The 18,371-nt window shown below is 66.6% G+C and carries 16 protein-coding genes; 6 read left to right on the top strand and 10 right to left on the bottom strand.

Features of this window, described 5'->3' with window-relative positions:
* Window positions 1-4 precede the first annotated feature (4 nt).
* On the bottom strand, window positions 5-340 hold the full coding sequence (locus FGL25_RS07355; protein ID WP_003164990.1) for an ArsR/SmtB family transcription factor: 336 nt from the start codon (window positions 338-340) through the stop codon (window positions 5-7).
* Window positions 341-830: 490 nt separating this feature from the next.
* Here FGL25_RS07355 and FGL25_RS07360 point away from each other — a divergent pair, with 490 nt between their 5' ends.
* From FGL25_RS07360 to FGL25_RS07380, 5 genes are all read left to right on the top strand, one after another.
* Window positions 831-3,512, top strand: a complete 2,682-nt coding sequence (locus tag FGL25_RS07360; RefSeq protein ID WP_252970074.1) for a TonB-dependent receptor — start codon at window positions 831-833, stop codon at window positions 3,510-3,512.
* Between the two features lie 79 nt (window positions 3,513-3,591).
* Window positions 3,592-4,302, top strand: coding sequence for a PepSY domain-containing protein (locus tag FGL25_RS07365; protein WP_138141363.1), 711 nt, complete (start codon window positions 3,592-3,594; stop codon window positions 4,300-4,302).
* A gap of 10 nt (window positions 4,303-4,312) precedes the next feature.
* Window positions 4,313-5,032, top strand: coding sequence for a PepSY domain-containing protein (locus FGL25_RS07370; protein ID WP_040345437.1), 720 nt, complete (start codon window positions 4,313-4,315; stop codon window positions 5,030-5,032).
* Window positions 5,033-5,142: 110 nt separating this feature from the next.
* On the top strand, window positions 5,143-5,895 hold the full coding sequence (gene hutC, locus FGL25_RS07375) for a histidine utilization repressor (protein ID WP_046652903.1): 753 nt from the start codon (window positions 5,143-5,145) through the stop codon (window positions 5,893-5,895).
* Between the two features lie 101 nt (window positions 5,896-5,996).
* On the top strand, window positions 5,997-7,208 hold the full coding sequence (locus tag FGL25_RS07380; protein ID WP_138141364.1) for an NAD(P)/FAD-dependent oxidoreductase: 1,212 nt from the start codon (window positions 5,997-5,999) through the stop codon (window positions 7,206-7,208).
* A gap of 54 nt (window positions 7,209-7,262) precedes the next feature.
* Here FGL25_RS07380 and merA read toward each other — a convergent pair whose 3' ends face one another.
* The 3 genes from merA to FGL25_RS07395 form a co-directional block, all read right to left on the bottom strand.
* Complete coding sequence (gene merA / locus FGL25_RS07385; RefSeq protein ID WP_269780009.1) at window positions 7,263-8,639, bottom strand: mercury(II) reductase; 1,377 nt, start codon at window positions 8,637-8,639, stop codon at window positions 7,263-7,265.
* Window positions 8,640-8,877: 238 nt separating this feature from the next.
* Complete coding sequence (locus FGL25_RS07390; RefSeq protein WP_223850727.1) at window positions 8,878-9,180, bottom strand: heavy-metal-associated domain-containing protein; 303 nt, start codon at window positions 9,178-9,180, stop codon at window positions 8,878-8,880.
* A 19-nt stretch (window positions 9,181-9,199) separates the two neighbouring features.
* The gene (locus tag FGL25_RS07395) at window positions 9,200-9,610 is read right to left on the bottom strand and encodes a mercuric transporter MerT family protein (protein ID WP_003164984.1); all 411 of its coding nucleotides are present in this window, start codon (window positions 9,608-9,610) and stop codon (window positions 9,200-9,202) included.
* A 75-nt stretch (window positions 9,611-9,685) separates the two neighbouring features.
* Here FGL25_RS07395 and FGL25_RS07400 point away from each other — a divergent pair, with 75 nt between their 5' ends.
* The gene (locus FGL25_RS07400; protein ID WP_003164983.1) at window positions 9,686-10,129 is read left to right on the top strand and encodes a MerR family transcriptional regulator; all 444 of its coding nucleotides are present in this window, start codon (window positions 9,686-9,688) and stop codon (window positions 10,127-10,129) included.
* A 461-nt stretch (window positions 10,130-10,590) separates the two neighbouring features.
* Here FGL25_RS07400 and FGL25_RS07405 read toward each other — a convergent pair whose 3' ends face one another.
* The 6 genes from FGL25_RS07405 to FGL25_RS07430 form a co-directional block, all read right to left on the bottom strand.
* The gene (locus tag FGL25_RS07405) at window positions 10,591-11,238 is read right to left on the bottom strand and encodes a hypothetical protein (protein WP_003164981.1); all 648 of its coding nucleotides are present in this window, start codon (window positions 11,236-11,238) and stop codon (window positions 10,591-10,593) included.
* A 15-nt stretch (window positions 11,239-11,253) separates the two neighbouring features.
* Window positions 11,254-11,985 carry a HupE/UreJ family protein gene (locus tag FGL25_RS07410; protein ID WP_003164980.1) on the bottom strand — a complete coding sequence of 244 codons (732 nt, stop codon included), beginning with the start codon at window positions 11,983-11,985 and terminating at the stop codon, window positions 11,254-11,256.
* Between the two features lie 77 nt (window positions 11,986-12,062).
* Window positions 12,063-15,266 carry an efflux RND transporter permease subunit gene (locus tag FGL25_RS07415; protein ID WP_040345432.1) on the bottom strand — a complete coding sequence of 1,068 codons (3,204 nt, stop codon included), beginning with the start codon at window positions 15,264-15,266 and terminating at the stop codon, window positions 12,063-12,065.
* 14 nt (window positions 15,267-15,280) lie between these two features.
* Window positions 15,281-16,543 (bottom strand): efflux RND transporter periplasmic adaptor subunit, encoded by a 1,263-nt coding sequence (locus FGL25_RS07420; protein ID WP_046652901.1) that lies wholly within the window; start codon window positions 16,541-16,543, stop codon window positions 15,281-15,283.
* Window positions 16,540-17,838 carry a TolC family protein gene (locus FGL25_RS07425; protein ID WP_076222537.1) on the bottom strand — a complete coding sequence of 433 codons (1,299 nt, stop codon included), beginning with the start codon at window positions 17,836-17,838 and terminating at the stop codon, window positions 16,540-16,542. Before FGL25_RS07425 ends, FGL25_RS07420 begins: the two co-directional genes overlap by 4 nt.
* Before the next feature lie 61 nt (window positions 17,839-17,899).
* Window positions 17,900-18,310, bottom strand: a complete 411-nt coding sequence (locus FGL25_RS07430) for a hypothetical protein (RefSeq protein WP_112999850.1) — start codon at window positions 18,308-18,310, stop codon at window positions 17,900-17,902.
* Between the last annotated feature and the right edge of the window lie 61 nt (window positions 18,311-18,371).

Here is an 18,371-nt window from a genome sequence, read left to right on the forward strand (position 1 = left end):
AGCCTCAGGTGCGGCAGGGGTTGAGTTCGGCCAGCAGCGGTTCGCACAACTCGGCGCGGCCCTGGCAGCAGTCCTTCAGCAGGAACAGGACCAGTGCCTGGAGGCGATCAAGGTTGGCCCGGTAGATGATCGACCGACTGCGCCGCTCTGAACTGATCAGCCCTGCGCGGGACAGGACCCCAAGGTGCGCCGACATGGTGTTGGCCGGAACCGCCAGCGCATCGGCGATCTCGCCGGCGGGCAGGCCCTCTGGTTCATGCCGGACCAGAAGGCGGAAGGTCTCAAGGCGCGTCGGCTGCGCCAGGGCGGCAAGGGCGAGGATGGCGGGTTCGGGTTCCATAATTCCAAGATAATGGAATTATTATTGTGCGCAAGTCGACCCTTTGGCCTGCGGATCTGAACGGGTCCGCATCGGCCGCGAATCCGCCATGAGGTCCGCCGTGGGGACTCCGCTTCTTGCGCCTGCCGAAAAATAATCCCGCGCCAACCTAATTAATTCGAGGGGAGGGGTCTCGTGAATGCGTATTGGCCAGTACGGGGGCGAGTAAGAAATTTTGCATCGCACAATGAGTTTGGCCGTCATCATTTGGTGCGTCGTAAAATAGTTACGTCCTACCCGCGCCTACCAACGAGGTGACGAATTTGTGTTTATTGCGTGTTAAATGCGTCATTATTTTGCGCAATTCTGGCGAATGCGGGCATGAAACGTGAAGGATTGGCCGCCTTCATATGTATATACATGAGTTGACTCCCTCAGCGCCCGACCGGAACGTGATCAGGCAGGACCGGTTCGTCTGGGCCGAACGCGAGGGGAATGAACCATGAATCGCATGAAAAAGAGGCTCTTGTTCGCAGGTGCGGCAATCACCGCCGCCATGTGCGGAATGCCCGCATCGGCCCAGGAAGCTGAGACGACCAGCGTCGGCGAAATTGTCGTCACCGGCAGCCGGATCAAACGCCAGGATATCAGCGGCGTTGGTCCAGCCACCGTCGTGACCGGCGAGGACATAGAGCGGACCGGGATCACCAACGTAGAGTCCCTGCTGCAGCGCCTGCCGTCCTCCGCCGGCGCTGCCGGCAACCAGACCAACTCCTACTGGACCGGCAACGGCTACGGCACGGCGCAGGTCAATCTGCGCGGCCTCGGCATCAACCGGACTCTGACGCTGATCAACGGCCGACGGATCGTCAACGGCGGCACCGGCGCGAACAGCGCCCCGGATCTGAACATGATCCCGACCGCCATCATCGGCCGCATGGACGTTCTGAAAGACGGCGCCTCGGCCATCTACGGCGCCGACGCCGTCGCTGGCGTGGTCAACATTGTCACCATCAATGATTTCGAGGGTCTCAAGCTCTCCAGCAAGTACGGCGTCACCGATGAAGGCGACGGCCAGGACCTCTCCTTCGACCTGCTATGGGGCATGCGGGGCGACCGCGGCGGGGTCACCGCCGCCCTGACCTACCAGAAGACCGAAGCCGTCAACCTGGCGAGCCGCGCCCCCTGCGGCCTGGGCGAGATCGACGGCAAGCTGGCTTGCGTTTCGAGCGCGACAACGCTCGGCGGCCGAGCCGTGCTTCCCAACGGCCAGCAAATCAACTTCAACCAGATCCCGGGGGGAGACGGGGACTTCTTCGAGCCCTACAACGCCGCCAAGCATAACTATAACGGCAACCCCTTCCTCAACGCCGTCTCGCCGATCGAGCGCATCAGCACGGCCTTCCTGGCCGACTACCAGCTGACGGACACCGTCAGCCTGTTCGGCGAAGTCTTCTTCACCCACAGGGAAAGCAACCAGCTCGCGGCGCCGGGCGCCCTGCGGAACCTCAAGCTCTCGGCGGCCCACCCGACCAACCCGACGGGTCAGGACATCACCCTCATCGCGCGCCGTCTCGCGGAACCGGGGCCGCGTCATTTCTTCCAGGAAACCGACACCTATCGGTTCGTCGGCGGCGCCCGAGGCGCCATCGCCGGAGACTGGACCTGGGAAGCCGCCGTCAACTGGGGCCGCAATACCGGCGTCGACGGGATGACCAATATCGCCAACCTGCAACGGGTCGGCGAAACCCTGAACACGGCCGTCTGCAGCACCACGCCCGGCGCAGCCATCCCTTGCGCCGACTACCTGGGCGCCGGCGACCTCAGCCAGGAGGCGCTCGACTATATCCTCTTCACCTCGCGTGACACCGGCGGCAACGAGCAGCGCAGCTTCACCTTCGATGTCACCGGCACGGTGCTCCAGCTCCCGGCCGGCCTGCTCGCCGCCGCTGCAGGTCTCGTCTACCGCGAAGAGAAGGGCTGGCGCGATCCTGACGCTCTCACCGTTCTGGGCATAGCCAACACCAACCAGCAGGACCCCATCGCCGGCGAGACCAAGGCCAAGGAAGCCTATGTCGAGCTGTCCGCGCCGCTCCTGTCCGACCTGCCCTTCATGCAAAGACTCGAGCTCGACGCCGCTGTCCGTTACTCGGACTATGATCTGTTCGGCGGCAACACCACCTACAAGCTGGGTTTGAACTGGAGCGTCGTAGACAGCCTGCGCCTGCGAGCCACCTTCGGCACCGGCTTCCGCATTCCCAGCGTTCCCGAGCTGTTCGGCGGCGTTGCAGAGGGCAATCTGACGACGACTGATCCGTGCAGCCGCTACAGCACCAGCGGAAACGCGACCCTGATCGCCAACTGCCAGGCTTCCGGCGTGCCGGCCAACTATGTGCAACTCGGCAACACGGTCCTGACCACGGTCGGCGGCAACCAGAAGCTTTCGCCCGAGACGGCCGAGACCCTCACCCTGGGCCTCGTCTGGCAGCCCGAACAGGTCAAGGGCCTGTCCCTGACCGTCGACTATTTCGACATCAAGGTCGAGGACGCCATCCGCTCCATCCCCGGCTCCACCAAGCTGGCGATCTGCTACGCCTCGCCGGGGATGAACCACCCCTTCTGCGGCCCGAACAACTTCACCCGCAGTCCTCTGACTGGCGAAGTGAACTTCCTCTCCGCCCAGCCGACCAACGCCGGCCTGGAAACCATGAAGGGCGTCGACATCGGCGCGCGCTACGCCTTTGATCTCGGCGAACGCCGCGCCAGCATCGACTGGAACACCACCTATCTCGGCGAATATGTCGTCACGCCCTTCCTGGGCGCGGACCCGATCATATTCGACGGCCATATCGGCGGCGGCAACGGCGGCTATCCCCACTGGCGTTCGAACGTCAGCGCCTCGGTTGTCGACGACCGCTGGACTGCGACCTATTCCGTGCAACTGATCGGCAAGGCGACGGACTTCAACGCCGCACCGGGCGACATCGGCTACGAGACGCCGAACCTCTTCTACCACAACGCCCAGTTCGCCTACCGGGTGGGCGAGAACGCCGACATCGCCGTCGGCATCGACAACCTCTTCGACAAGAAGGCGCCCTTCATCCAGAGCTGGACCGACGGCAATACCGACACCATGACCTACGACCTGCTCGGTCGCCGGGGCTATGTGCGGCTGACCTACAAGTTCAACTAACCTCGACATCGAGAAACGCCGGGCGTTCGACTGTTCCCTTCGCCCGGCGTTTCCCCGCCCCCCAATCAGTGAGTATCAAATGGTGCGCTGGCCTTCCGTAGCGCGAAAAGCCCACAAGTGGCTTGCGCTGATCATCGGCGTTCAGGCCCTGTTCTGGGTCGTGAGCGGCCTCTACATGACTGCCGTCCATATCGACATCATCCATGGCGATCATCTCGTGCGGACACCCGTCGCTGAGCCGATCTCCATGGGCGGTCTGGTCGATCCTGCGGTCATCCTAAAAAACGCGGGCGGGGCCCAGAGCCTGCGTCTCGACCAACAGCTTGGACAGCCGGTCTACATCGTCAGTCAGAAGAGCGGCCGGTCGCTGTTCGACGCCCGGTCCGGCGAGAAATTGCCGCTGATCGACGAAGCCGGCGCCCGACAACGCGCCGAGCAGATCTACGCTGGCGACGGCGGCGTTCGTGAGATGGAGCTGCTGTATGAAATCCCCGGCGAGATCCGGGGACGTGCGGCGCCGATCTGGCGGGTGCAGTTCGAAGGTCTGTGGCGACCCACCCTCTATATCGCCCCCCAGACCGGCGAACTCGTGGCCAAGCGCCATGACCTCTGGCGCACCTTCGACTTCGTCTGGATGTTCCACATCATGGACTATGAGACCCGCGACAACGTCAACAACATCCTGCTCAAGATCGCGACCTGGATGATGGTGATTACCTCCTTCACCGGGGCCTGGCTCCTGCTCTACAGCTTCCGCCGCAAGCGCCGCGTGCGCAAAGCCGCAGCGTGAGGATCATCAGATGTTTCTAATCCGCAGACTGCACAAATGGTTCGGCCTGGTCCTGGGTCTTCAATTCCTGCTCTGGGCCATCAGCGGCGCCGCCATGGCGCTGATCGATCATCGCAAGGTGGCCGGCGAAGATTCCATCGCCCACACCACGCCGTCGCCCACGCCCGCTGCGGTGCTGTCGCTGGCCCAGGTCGCCCAGGCGGTGGGCCAGCCGATTTCCCAGATCGAGTTGCGGCCGCTCCAGGGCGCCTGGGTCTACGCCGCGACGACGCCCAGCGGCGTCCAGTTGGTCGATCCCGTCGATGGCCGTCGCATCGTCATCGACGACGCCCGCGCCAAGACGCTGGCTGTCGCGGCTTTCAACGGCACGGCGCCCGTGACCTCGGTGACGCGGGTCGAAAAGCCCACGCTTGAGACGCGCGACTTCGCGCTGCCGGCCTGGCGGGTCGAGTTCGCGGACAAGGAGAAGACGACCCTGATCCTGAACGCCGTCACCGGCGAGGTCGCCGGCGCCAAGACCAACACCTGGCGGCTCTGGGACTTCTTCTGGATGATCCACATCATGGACTACACGGATCGCCAGAGCTTCAACCATCCGCTGATCATCATCATCGCCACAGGGTGTCTGTGGTTGGCTTTGAGTGGCTTCATCATGTTGTTCAGCGCCTTCCGACGCCAGGACTTCGCCTATGTTCATGATGGGATCGAATGGCTGCAGCGCCGCCGTTAAGACCGCGCCGGGGCGTTCTGCGCCCCGGCGCCTTCCGGTCGGGTTGACGGCCATGCGACCCAAGCTGACGCTTGGCCCGATTAACGGACATGACGGGGAGGAACGAAGCCATGGATCTCACGCTCCACCGACGCATCCGCTCCGACATCGCCGATCGCATTCTGTCGGGCGAATGGTCGCCGGGATTCCGCATCCCCTTCGAGCATGAACTGATGGCGGAGTACGGCTGTTCGCGCATGACTGTGAACAAGGCCCTCGCGCCCCTGGCGGAACGGGGCATGATCATTCGGCGTCGACGGTTCGGGTCCTTCGTGGCTCGGCCGCGGATACATTCCTTCGTGCTGGATATTCCTGACATCCAGGCCGAGATTCTTAATCGCGGCGAGCCCTATGATTTCGAGCTCCTGTCCCGGAAGGTCAGGGCGGCGCACAAGCGCGACGCGGAGGAGCTCGCTCTCGCTGCATCCGGCGAGGTGATCGAACTGCGTTGCCTTCACCGCAGCAGCGGCCGTCCCTTCGCGCTCGAGGAACGGCTGATCAGTCTCGCCTCCGTGCCCCAGGCTCGGGACGCCGATTTCACCGGGGTTCCGCCCGGCACATGGCTGCTGGAATGCGTCCCCTGGACGGAAGCTGAACACAGGATCCGGGCTGTGAACGTGTCCCGCGCAACCGCACTGACCCTCGGGATCGATCCTGCTGCGGCCTGCCTTTCCCTCGAACGTCGGACGTGGCGGCGCGCGGAGCGCATCACCTTCGTTCGTCTGACCTTTCCAGGGGAAGCCTATGATCTCGGAGCACGGTTCGCGCAGTCGGACCCCACGGGGGCTTTGGACCAGGCCGCCGACCCCGCGGCCGCGCCCTGATGAGGGCCGCACGGTCGGGGCGGAGCCCTGCGCCATTGTCGAAGGTTCGCTGCGACGGCCGTCGTTTCTGATGAAAATGTCGAATGAGGAAGCAGGGCTCAATGTCCGCAATCATGACCAAGGTTCTGATCATCGGCGCGGGACACGCGGGGGGCTCGGCGGCGGCGCTGCTGAGACAGTATGGCTTCGAGGGCGAGATCGTCCTGGCCGGCGAGGAGGCGGCGGCGCCCTATCAGCGGCCGCCCCTGTCCAAGGCCTGGCTGAAGGGGGAGGCAGGTCTGGAGGACCTGCTGCTGCGTCCTGAGAGCTTCTACGTCGAGCAGAAGATCGACCTGCGTACCGGCGTCACGGCCACGACCATCGATGCCGCTGCCAAGACGGTCGCTTTCGCCGACGGGACGGTAGAACCCTATGACGTGCTGATCCTGGCCACGGGATCGATGGCGCGGAAGTTGGCCATTCCCGGCGCGGACCGGCCAGACCTGATGGAACTGCGCACGCTGCACGACGCCGAACGGCTGAAGGCGGCGCTGGCCCCCGGCAAGCGTCTGGCCGTGGTCGGCGGCGGCTATGTCGGACTGGAAGCCGCAGCCTCGGCCCGCGCCCTGGGCGCCGAGGCGGTGGTGATCGAGCGCATGGACCGGGTGCTGGCCCGCGTGGCGTCGGAAACCCTGTCGGCCTTCTTCACCAACTATCACCGGGCCCGCGGCGTCGAAATCCTGACCGGCGCCGAGGTCTCGGGCTTCGAGGACGACGGCGTGCGGTTGGCGGACGGGAGCCTGATCGCGGCCGACGCGGTGCTCGTCGGCGTCGGCGCCCTGGCGCGCGAAGCCCTGGCGCGGACTGCGGTCCTGGCGTGCGAGAACGGCGTGGTGGTGGATGAGAACGCCCGCACTGCCGACCCGTCGATCTACGCCATCGGCGATGTGACCCACCGGCCCATCCCCGTTCACGGCGGGCGCATGCACCGGCTGGAGAGCGTGCCCAACGCCCTGGAGCAGGCCAAGCAGGCCGCCGCCGCCATCGTCGGCCGCGCGGCTCCAGCGGCCGAAGTGCCGTGGTTCTGGTCGGACCAGTATGACGTCAAGCTTCAGATCGCCGGCCTGCCGTTTGACGCCGACCATCAGGTGGTGCGTGGCGATCCGGCCAGCGGCGCTTTCGCCGTCTTCCACCTGAATGGCGACCGCATCGTTTGCGTCGAAGCGGTCAACGCCCCGGCCGATTTCATGGGCGGACGGCTGCTGATCGGCAAGGCGACGCCAGTGGATCCGGTCCTGCTGGCGGACCCCTCTGTTTCGATGAAGAGCGTCTGATCCGGCGCGCAGCAGCCGATAGCCGTCGCAGCGGGAAGCATCGCGTCTTGGCCCTCAACCGGCGCAGCAAGAGAGTTTGGCGACGTCCTTGTTGAACGTCAGCGCCGCCAGTTTCAGGCCCTCGACGGTCGTGAGATAGGGGAAGATCGTGTCGCCCAACTGCTCCACCGTCATTCCGCACTTGATGGCCACCGCTGCGGTCTGGATGCTGTCGGCCCCTTCCGGAGCAAGAATGTGCGCGCCGAGGAGCCGCCGCGTGCCGCGATCCGCCACCAGCTTGATGAGCCCGCGCGTGTCTCTGGCCGCGAGCGCGCGCGGGACGTGATCCAGGGTGATCATCGAGGTTTGGACATCATGCCCGGCCGCCCGTGCGGCGGCTTCCGTGAGCCCGACCGTCGCCACCTGGGGATCGGTGAACACGACCGCCGGCATGGCGCTGTTGTCGTAGGACAGACTGTCGCCGTTGAGCGCGTTTCGAGCGGCGAGCCTGGCACCGTAGGCCGCCATATAGACGAACTGGTCACGCCCGGTGACGTCACCGACGGCGTAGACGCCGGGGCGGGTCGTGCGCATCCGGTCGTCCACGACGATTCCTCCGTTTTCGGAGACGCTGACCCCCGACTCGGCAAGACCCAGGCCGTCCGAGTTGGCGATCCGGCCTGTCGTCATGAGCACGCGCTCGGCGGTGAGCACCCTCCGGCTGTCGCCCTGCGTAAGGGTGAGCGACACGTCCGTTTCCGAATGGGCGATAGCCTCGTAGGTCGCCCCGACAACCACGGTGACGCCCTCGTCTGAGAGGTAGCGTTGCAGCGCCTCGCTGATCTCGGGTTCACCTTCCGGCAACAGACGTGACCGGCACACGAGCGTGACCTGCACGCCGGCCCGGCTGAACATCTGAGCCAATTCCGCGCCTATGTATCCACCACCGATCACCAGCAAGGACTGCGGCAGCGCCTCCAGTTCGAGCGCGGTCGTGCTGGTCAGATAGGGGACAGTGTCGATCCCAGCGATCGCCGGAAACGCCGGTCGCGATCCCGTCGCGATGATCACCTTGTCGGTGGTGAGCCGGACATCGCCGACCTCCACGCCGCCCAAGACGAGCCTGGCTGCGCCTTCGTGGTAGGCGATGGCGTCGTAGCCTTGCAGGACATCTTCGTATTTGGCCTGACGCAGAGCGTTCACCAGTTGGTCCTTCTGGCGGATCACCTCGGACCAGGCGCTGATTTCAGCAGTGGCTCTCACGCCGTCGAAACGGCTTGCGGCCCGCGCCTGGTGCAGGGGCTCCACCGCGCGGATCAACGCTTTCGACGGCACGCAGCCTATGTTCACGCAGGTCCCGCCAATCGTTCCGGCGCCGACGAGCGCTACCCGCGCTCCCTCTTCGGCTGCCGTAATGGCGGCGGAGAAGCCGGCTGAGCCAGCGCCGATCACGACCAGATCATAGGTCTCTGCGGCGTTCCGGGAGAGAGGGCGACAGTCACTCATACTGCTCGGTGCTTTCAAATCTTGTGTCCGCCGTTGGGCGGGCGGCCTGCAACCGGACAGGCCTGGCGGCCCGCTACGGCGCGACGACAGGGAAGGCCGGAACGGGTGGGCTCGTCAGGAAGTAGAACTGCATGGCGCCGCCGATGTTCGTGCCGATGACGCCCACTAGCGAAACCTGGTTCCGCTAGTGGCTGGCCCGAACACGCGCGGGATAGCCGGCGTTGGTCGAGGCCTGAGCCAGGACTGTCGGCGTCACTCGCACGTCGTCGTAGGTCACGGTCGCCACGGCCCGTCCGGCGTCGCCAGGGTTCACGGATACAGCCGTAACGCCCGGAACCCGCGAGATAGCGCGTCGAACGATAGGGGCGCACGTCACACAGGACACATTGGTGACATCCAGCGTCACCGTGCGTTCGGCCGCCTGCGCCGTTTCGGCAGTGAAAAGCGCCGCTGCAACTGCAAGGGCGGCGCGGATGGAAAGGGTCATGGCCTTGATCTCCAGGAACTCACGCGCCGAGTAGCAGCGGCGCAACATAGGGAAATGCGACGGCGATGGCGACGAGCACGGACGCCGCCCAAAGCGCGATCTTGACAAGGCGGGTGGAGCCCGGTCGAGCGCAGGTCTCGCCTTCGGCGCAGGCGGTGCGAGGACGACGATAGACGCGGAAGAATCCGACACCCAGGAAAGCCACCGCCGCAACGATGAAATAGGGTTGATAGGGCGCGAGGACCGTGACGTTGCCGATCCAGGCCCCGCTGACGCCGAGCGCGAACAACACCAGCGGCAGAACACAGCAGGACGACGCGCCGATCGCGGCAGCAAGGCCTGCAACCGCCAGCCACGCACGGCTGGACGACTTGTCGGCTGGGGCCGCGGCGTTTCCGTTGGGGTTCTCGATGCCGTCCGAGGCGGCCATTGCCCACTCCTTCTCTTGGTGATGAAGGCAAGATAGGGGTCTGTAGCGACTACAGATACAAGGGCTTTATCTTCGATGGACAAATTCGCCCTGCGTGACACGACGCCGCAGTTCGCGATCGGCGTGCTGTCGCGCCGAACCGGCGTCAACATCGAGACCGTCCGCTACTATGAGCGGATCGGCTTGATCCCTGCGCCGGCTCGCAGCGACGGGGGGCACCGCCTCTACGGCGGGGGGCACCTCCTTCGGTTAAACTTCGTTCGGCGGGCTCGTGATCTCGGTTTCACGCTGAATGAGGTTCGAGCCCTGCTGGACTTGGCGGAACAGCGGGATCGACCCTGTACCGAGGTCCGCGAAGTGGCCGCCGTGCACCTGACTGATGTGCGCTCCAAGATCGTCAGCTTGCGGGCGATGGAGCGGGTTCTTTCCGACATGGTGGCCCGTTGCGCCGAAGGCTCGACGCCGGACTGCCCCATCATCGAGGCGCTGTTCGACACCGAAGCGGTGCACCCCGTTTGATGGGTTGCGAAATTTAAGTCGATGATTTCTACGCCGTCATAGGGTGTGGGTGGTGGCCGTCCTTCTGGCCTTCAGGAGCTACAACAACCTCGGCGACCTCGGTCGGCTTCGTCATATCGGCCTGTTTGTCGTCAGCGCCACCTTGCCGGCCCTCAGCCAGACGCGCGCGCCCCTTCCTCCGGCGGTTGACCGACGGCGTTGGTCTCTTCGCCCTGGCGCCGTGTCTGCGCGGACTGCTGGCGATCAGCCTGGCTGCTGCGGCGGGCGGGGCGATCCGCACCTGCAGGATCACGTGCAGGACAAGGGGACGGATGAGACTACGCATGCCGATCCCTATGTGATCGACGAGCGACACAGGCGCTGGCCGTGGTCCAGGCGGTGAGGCCGCTCGCTCTCCTGTCTCTGTCATTGACCGGCGGCGGAACCGCCGGCCGACGACGAAGGCGTGAACCCCCTGTGGATCAGACGACGCGTTTCACTTCGGTGTAGGCACCTTCGGTCTTGAGGGTGACTGTCACGGGTGCGCCCGTGCGATTGCGCCAGAACCAGCCGTGACTGCCGGTGAAGGCCGCCGTCAGTTCGCCGGTTTCGCTCTGGGACGAGCCCTTGCCGTAGCCGTGGTAGGAGACGCCGGGGCGATCCGCGTGGGTGTCGAAGTTCAGGCGTCCGCCGCTGCTCGTCCAGGTGAAGCGGGCCTTGGCGCCCTCCGTCATGACCAGTTTGATTTCGGCGCCCTGGTCGGGCGCCAGGGTCAGTATGGTTTCATCGGTGCGCTGGCCGGAGGCGGCGTCGGGCGCCGGGCTGGCGGCCGCGGATTGGGCGACCGCAGCGACGACGACGGGCGCTGGACTCGCCTCGATCGGAGCCGCGGCTGCAGCGGCGTCCATCGCCTCGTCCGCCTTGGCTTCCGCAGCCAGGGAGACCTTGATCCGGCCCATCTCGGTCAGGCCGAAGACCGTTCCCACCCGGGTCGGATCGACGCCGTACTCGGACGGCAGGACGACAGTGACGAGCAGGCCGGCGGCGACGACGGCGGCGATGCCGGTCGAGCGGAGCAACTGACCCGTGGTGGGCAGGTCGGACAGGCGGGGTTTGTCAGCGTTGTACATGGTTCAGGTCTCCGGTCAGGCGACGAAATAGCCGACGAGCTGGTAGCCCGTCAGAATGAAGCCGAGGGTCATGAGGACGACGTTGGCGAGATAGGCGTGTTTGAAAAAGCTCTCGCTGCGGCGCCAGAAACCCATGACGATGAGGATGGCGCCGAGCGCCAGAAGCTGGCCGATCTCCACGCCGATGTTGAAGGCGACGAGATTGACCAACAGGCCGTCGGGGGACAGCTGGAAGTCCTGCAGCTTGGTGGCCAGGCCGAAGCCGTGGAACAGGCCGAACACCAGGGTGGCGACCTTGGTGTTGGGCTGGAAGCCGAACCAGCGCTGGAAGGCGCCCAGGTTGTCGAGCGCCTTGTAGACGACCGACAGGCCGATGATCGCATCCACCAGGTAGCTGGAGACGCTGATGTTGGTCAGCACGCCGAGCAGCAGGGTCGTGGAGTGACCGATGGCGAACATGGTCACGTAGATGCTGATGTCTTTCAGCCGGTAGAGGAAGAAGATCACCCCGAACAGGAACAGCAGGTGGTCGTACCCGGTCACCATGTGCTTGGCGCCGAGATAGACGAACGGCCAGAAGACGATCCCGGAGGTTTCCTGGATATAGCCCTTGTCGCCCTCGGCCACGCCGTGGGCGAGCGCCTGGGCGGCGGCGCCGTCGATGATGAAGAAGATGAGGACGGCCAGAAGCGCCGTCGCTGGGGATTTCAGCCAGGACCAGGGGTCGTGGCGGGACGCGATTGTCATGTGAATCCTCTTGGGCGGAAATCGAGTGTGCGGGAGGAAGGGGGCGGCGCGGCCGAAGCCGCGCCGCCCGGACGCCCTCAGGGCCGGCGGCTGAAAGGCAGGAAGCGCCGGGGATCGAAGCGGGCCAGGCCGCCGGGTGCAGCGCCCGTGGTCCCGTCAGGCTTCGATCGCCCGTGCACCAGGCTGTAGAGGGCTGGCAGCACGAGCAGGGTGAGCAGGGTTGAGGAGATGATCCCCCCGATCACGACCGTGGCCAGCGGGCGCTGGACCTCGGCGCCGGCCCCGACGTTGAGCGCCATGGGCACGAAGCCGAGGCTGGCGACCAGGGCGGTCATCAGCACCGGCCGCAGCCGGGTCAGGGCGCCTTCGCGAAGGGCCTCGCCCAGGGGTTTGCCCTCGGCGATCAGGCTGCGGATGAAGGTGACCATGACCACCCCGTTCAGCACCGCCACCCCCGAGAGGGCGATGAAGCCGACGCCGGCGGAGATCGACAGCGGCAGGCCTCTGAGCATCAGGGCCGCGACCCCGCCGGTGAGCGCCAGGGGCACGCCGGAGAAGACGATGGCGCTGTCCTTGACCGAACGGAACAGGGCGAACAGCAGGCCGAAGATCAGCAGCAGCACCGCCGGCACCACCAGTTGGAGCCGTTTGGCCGCCGAGATCAGCTGTTCGAACGTACCGCCGTAGGTGACCCAGTAGCCGGCAGGGACGACCACGTCGGCTTCGATCCGCTTCTGCACCTCGCCGACGAAGGAGCCCAGATCGCGGTCGCGGACATTGGCTGTCACCACGATGCGGCGCTTGCCGTTTTCGCGGCTGATCTGGTTCGGCCCCTTGACGAGTTCGATCACGGCGACCTCGCTCAGGGGAATGAACCGGCGCGCCTGGCCCTCGGCGGCCGGCAGGGGAATCTGCAGGCGGCCGATGGCGTTGACGTCCGAGCGCAGGTCTTCCGGCAGGCGGACCACCACGTCGAAGCGACGGTCGCCCTCGAAGATCTGGCCCGCGGTCGTGCCGCCCATGGAGGTCGAGATGACCGACTGGACGTCGTCGAGGCTCAGGCCCAGGCGCGCCATGGCGGTGCGATCAGGCGTGATCTGCAGCACCGGCAGGCCGGTGATCTGCTCGGTCTGGGGATCGGCCGATCCCTCGACTGAAGCGACGACGGCCTCGACCTCGGCGCCCAGCCGCAGGAGTTCGTCCAGATCGTCGCCATAGATCTTGACGGCGACGTCGGCGCGAACGCCGGACAGCAGTTCGTTGAACCGCATCTGGATGGGCTGGGTGAACTCGTATTTGCTGCCGGGGATCTCGCTGACGGCGGCTTCCATCTCCGCGACCAGGTCCCCGCGCGACTTGCGGGGATCAGGCCAGTCCCTGCGGTCCTTCAGCATGATGAAAGTGTCGGCGACCGACGGCGGAACGGGATCGGTGGCGACTTCGGCGGTGCCGATCTTGGCCACGACCCGCTCGACCTCGGGGAATTTCGCCAGACGGGCCTCCAGCGCGGTCTGCATCTGGACGGCCTGGGTCAGGCTGGTGCCCGGAATGCGCAGGGCGTGCATGGCGATGTCGCCTTCGTCGAGATTGGGCACGAACTCCGAGCCCATTCTTGAAGCGCCGAAGCCGGCGATGACGACGAGGACTACGGCCAGCCCCACCATCAGCCTGCGGCTCCTGAGGGCGAAGTCGAGCGCGGGCTGATAGCCGATCCGCGCCCAGCGCATGAGGAAGCTGTCCTTCTCCTCCACCTTGCCCGTGACGAACATGGCGACGGCGGCGGGAACAAAGGTCAGGGACAGCAGCAGGGCCGCCGTCAGGGCGATGACCACGGTGATGGCCATCGGATGGAAGGTTTTGCCCTCGACCCCGGTCAGGGCGAAGATCGGCACATAGACGAGGGTGATGATCATCACCCCGAACAGGGAGGGGCGGATCACTTCGCTGGAGGCGGAGCCCGCCAGTTCGAACCTTTCCTCTCGGGTCAGGATGCGCCCCAGACGATGCTGGGCCTCACCAAAGCGACGCAGGCAGTTCTCGACGATGATGACGGCGCCGTCGACGATCAGGCCGAAGTCCAGCGCCCCCAGGCTCATCAGATTGCCCGAGGTGCCGGTGCGCACCATGCCCGTGATCGTCATCAGCATGGTGATGGGGATGACCGCCGCCGTGATCAGGGCGGCGCGGATGTTTCCGAGCAGGAGGAAGAGGACGACGATGACGAGCAGGGCGCCTTCGACCAGGTTCTTCTCGACCGTCTTGACGGCCCGCTCGACGAGGTCGGTCCGGTCATAGACCGGCGACGCCTTCACCCCCTTGGGCAGGGCCTTGGCGGCTTCCTCCAGGCTGGCCGCGGCGGCCTGGGCCACGACGCGGCTGTTCTCGCCCGCCAGCATCAGGACGGTGGCCAGCACCGTCTCCTTGCCGTTCTCGGTCGCGGCCCCCGTCCGTAGCTCCTCGCCCATGTCGACGTCCGCGACGTCGGCGACGCGGATCGGCACGCCGCCGCGCGTAGCGATGACCACGGCGCCGAGATCCTCGCGGCTGGTCGCCTGGCCCGGCACCCGGATCAGATACTGTTCGCCGTAGCGTTCGACATAGCCCGCGCCGACGTTGGCGTTGTTCTTCTCCAGCGCCTCGACGATCTCGGCCATGGTCACGCCATAGGCGGACAACCGCTCTGGTCGCGGGGTGACGTGGTACTGCCGCTCATAGCCGCCGATGGTGTTGACCTCGGTGACCCCACGGGTGTTGCGAAGCTGGGGCCGGATGACCCAATCCTGCAGGGTGCGCAGGTCCTCGGTCGAATAGGGCTGGCCGTCGGGCCTCCGGGCGCCGGGCTCGGCTTCGACCGTATACATGAAGATCTCGCCCAGCCCCGTGGCGATGGGACCCAGCTCCGGTGTGATCCCCGGCGGAAGCTGGCCGAGCGCGCCTTGCAGCCGTTCGTTCACCAGCTGGCGAGCGAAATAGATGTCGGTGCCGTCGTCGAAGATGACGGTCACCTGGCTCAGGCCGTAGCGCGAGACCGAGCGGGTGTATTGCAGTCCCGGCACGCCGGCGACGGCCGTCTCGACGGGGAAGGTGATGCGTTGTTCGGCTTCCAGCGGGGAATAGCCCGGCGCCTCCGTATTGATCTGGATCTGGACGTTGGTGATGTCGGGGGTGGCGTCGATCGGCAGGCGCTGGAAACTCCAGACGCCGACGACGCAGGCCGTGAGGACCAGCCCCATGACGAGCCATCGGAAGCGGATCGACAGGGCGATGATGCGATCAAGCATGATGCGCGCGCCCCCTAGTGGTCATGGCTCGCGCCGGACTTTTCGATGTCCGCGCGAATGAGGAAGGCGCCGTCGACGACATATTCGGTCCCGGGCTCCAGGCCGCCGAGGACCTCGGTCCATTCGTCGGTGCGGCGGCCCAGTTCGAGCATCCTCACCTCATAGGTGTTTCCGACCCTGGCGTAGACGACGGTGAAGTCACGGAAGGGCTGGAGGGCTTTGGTCCGCACCGCGAGCGGCGCCTCGCCTTCGCCGACCTGGACCGATCCCTGGACGCCCAGACCCGGACGCCAGACGCCGTTCTGATAGGGCAGCTCGACATGGGCGACCAGGGTCTGGCTCAGGACGTCATCCGACGGCAGGATGGCTTCGATCACGCCGCTGGCCCGGTGTTCGCCGGCCAGGCTCGTCACCTCCACCCTCTGGCCGACACGCACGCGTTCGGCGTCGCGCGGATAGAGGAAGAACTCGGCGTGAAGCCGGGTCGGATCGCCGATGACCAGCATGGGCGCGCCGTTGCCGGTGATGGCGCCGGGGTTGGCGTTCTTGGCCAGGATGACGCCGGAGATCGGCGCCGTGACGGCGTAGGTCTGCAGGCTTTCGCTGGATTCCACGCGCGCCAGGACCTGGCCGCGCGTGACGCGTTGGCCGAGCTGGACGTTCATGGCCACGACCCGACCGGGGTAGCGGGCGTGGACCTCGCTCTGGCCTTCCGGCGTGATCTCGACGCGCCCGCTGAGCGGCAGGCTTTCCCCGAGGACGGCGGGGCCGGCCGTCTGGGTCGTGACCCCGCCGGCCTGGGCGGCCGTCGGGGTGATGACCGTGCGGCCTTCATAGGACTGATAGGTCCAGGTCGAGCGCTTGGCGGCCTGGGTCGCGTTCACGGCCACGTCGAAGGAGTGGGGCTCGAACACGACGCCGGGGCTGGCGAGATAGTCCTTTTCCGGGGTGAACTGGAAACGGTCGACCTTGGGGCCCAGGCGGGTGAGCGCGATGTCGGCCGACACAAGGGCGGGATCGAGGGGCTTGTCCTTGAGGTAGGGGTAGAGGCGGAACAGGGGCTCGGGACCTTCCTCATAGATGGTGATCTCGAGCGAGAAGTCGCCGTCGCGCAGCAGGCGGCCGTTGTGGGGGCCGCGTTCATAGTCGGCGGCGGCGGCCGCTTCGGCCTCGCCGCCCTCGGCCGGCTTGGCGCGCTCGCCGCAGCTGGAGAGGGCCAGGGCGCAGGCGGCCATGGCCGCCCCGCCGAGAAGGCGGGCGGAGATGGAGCGGATCATGGTTGGATCTCCGGGCCGATCAGATCGGCATGGGCGCCGGTCAGCCGGTCAAGGCGGGCGCGATCAAGATGGAAGGCCTGAAGCGCCGTCACGCGGCGCGCCCGGGTCTGCAACAGGGCCGTGTGGGCGCTCATGACGTCGTTGTAGGTGAAGCCGCCGCGGGCGAAGCCTTCGCGGACGAGGGTCACGGCGCGTTCGGCCTGGGGCAGGGTCTCCTCCCTGATCCGACGGGCTTCGTTCGCCCTGGCCAGGAGCTGGACCTGTAGGCGGGCGATCTCGCGCTCACGCTCGGTGCGCAAGGCGTTCATGTCCGCCTGGGCGGCATTGCCTTCGGCGCGCGCCCGGTCGATGGCGCCCTGGTTCCGGTCGTGGCGCTGAAGCGGTAGGCTTCCGCCGAAGACCAGCGCGACCTCATTGTCCCAGATGTGACGTACGCCGACGCTGACGGTGGGGTCGGGAACGGCCCGCGCCTCCTCGACGCGGGCGCGGCCCTCGGCGATCGTGCGCTGGGCGGCGAAGACGTCCAGATCGGCCTGGGCCGGCTCGCCCGCCGCGACGCGGGCGGCGCTGACGTCCTCGAAGGCGGTCGCGCCGATGACGAAGTCGGCGCCCCCGTCCCAGAACTTGGCCAGGGTGATCCGGGCCATGCGGACGGCTATCTCGGCCTGGTCGAAATCGATCTGGGCCTGGGCCAGCTCGGCTTCGGCGCGGGCCCCGGCGAACAGCGGGTCGCGCGCCGCGTTCACCCGGCGTTGCACCTCCGCCTGGAAACGCTCGGCCAGGGCGAGACGCTCACGCGCGATCTCCAGCTGGCCCTCGGCGGCCAGGACTTCCGACCAGGTGCGCTGGACCCGTTCGAGCCGGTCCAGCTGCGCCACGCGAGCCTGGGCGGCGACGAGCGCGCCTTCTCCGCGGGCCAGCGTCACCCGGGCGGTGCGGTCGCCGCCGCGCTCGAGGCGCTGCTCATAGGAGAGGGTGGTTTCCGTGCGGCCGAGGATGTCCCCGCCGCCAAGGGTGGGAAGGTTCTCGACCATCAGGCCGAGCGTGGGGTTGGGGCGGACGTCGGCCTGGCGCACGCCGGCTTCAGCCGCCTGGGAGCGAGCGGCGGTCCCGGCGAGCGCCGGATCGGCGCCGACGGCGCGACGGAGAGCCTCTTCCAGAGGAAGGGGCCGGGCAGGCGCGGTCGAGGGCGTCGCCTGGGCGAACGCCTCGACGGGCGGCCAGGCCGCCGCGAGCGTGAGCGCGAGGGCCGAAACGGCCGCACGACGCGCCCACCATCCGGCAGCGCCGGACATGGGATGTCTCAAGGATAGTCTCCAAAAACAGGGGCGCGCGCGGCCGAACGGCCGCGCAGGATCAGGCGATCAGGCGCGCGTGTTTTGGAGGATGTGAGGGATCATCGCCGGTCAGGCCGGGCGGCAGGGCGTCCGGCGCAGGCCCAAGGTCGAGCGAGGCTAGCAGGCCGGATCCGACAGGGTGGACGGGCGCGGTCAGGGCCAGGTGGATGTCGCCGCCGCTGTGATGATGGTGACTGAAGGGGGCGTCGCCATTGTCGGCGACGTCGAGGACCGCGCCGCCGTCCGGTGCTTCGCTCGCAGGGACGTGATCGTGGTGGTGGGCTACTTCCGCCATGGCTTCATAGGTCACGCCGGGGAACTGTACGCTGTGTTGGACGCGATGCTGGTTGTTGACCACCCCATGCATCTGCACCGCGACCATGATGGTCACGCCGAGGCAGATGCAAAGGAGGCGTAACAGCTGCGGCAAGAAGTAAATTCCCTGACGATTCCCGTTAGGGGGAATCCGATTTCAACGCAATGGAGGGATC

The sequence above is a fragment of the Brevundimonas vancanneytii genome (assembly GCF_901421975.1).
Classification (GTDB): Bacteria; Pseudomonadota; Alphaproteobacteria; order Caulobacterales; family Caulobacteraceae; genus Brevundimonas; species Brevundimonas diminuta.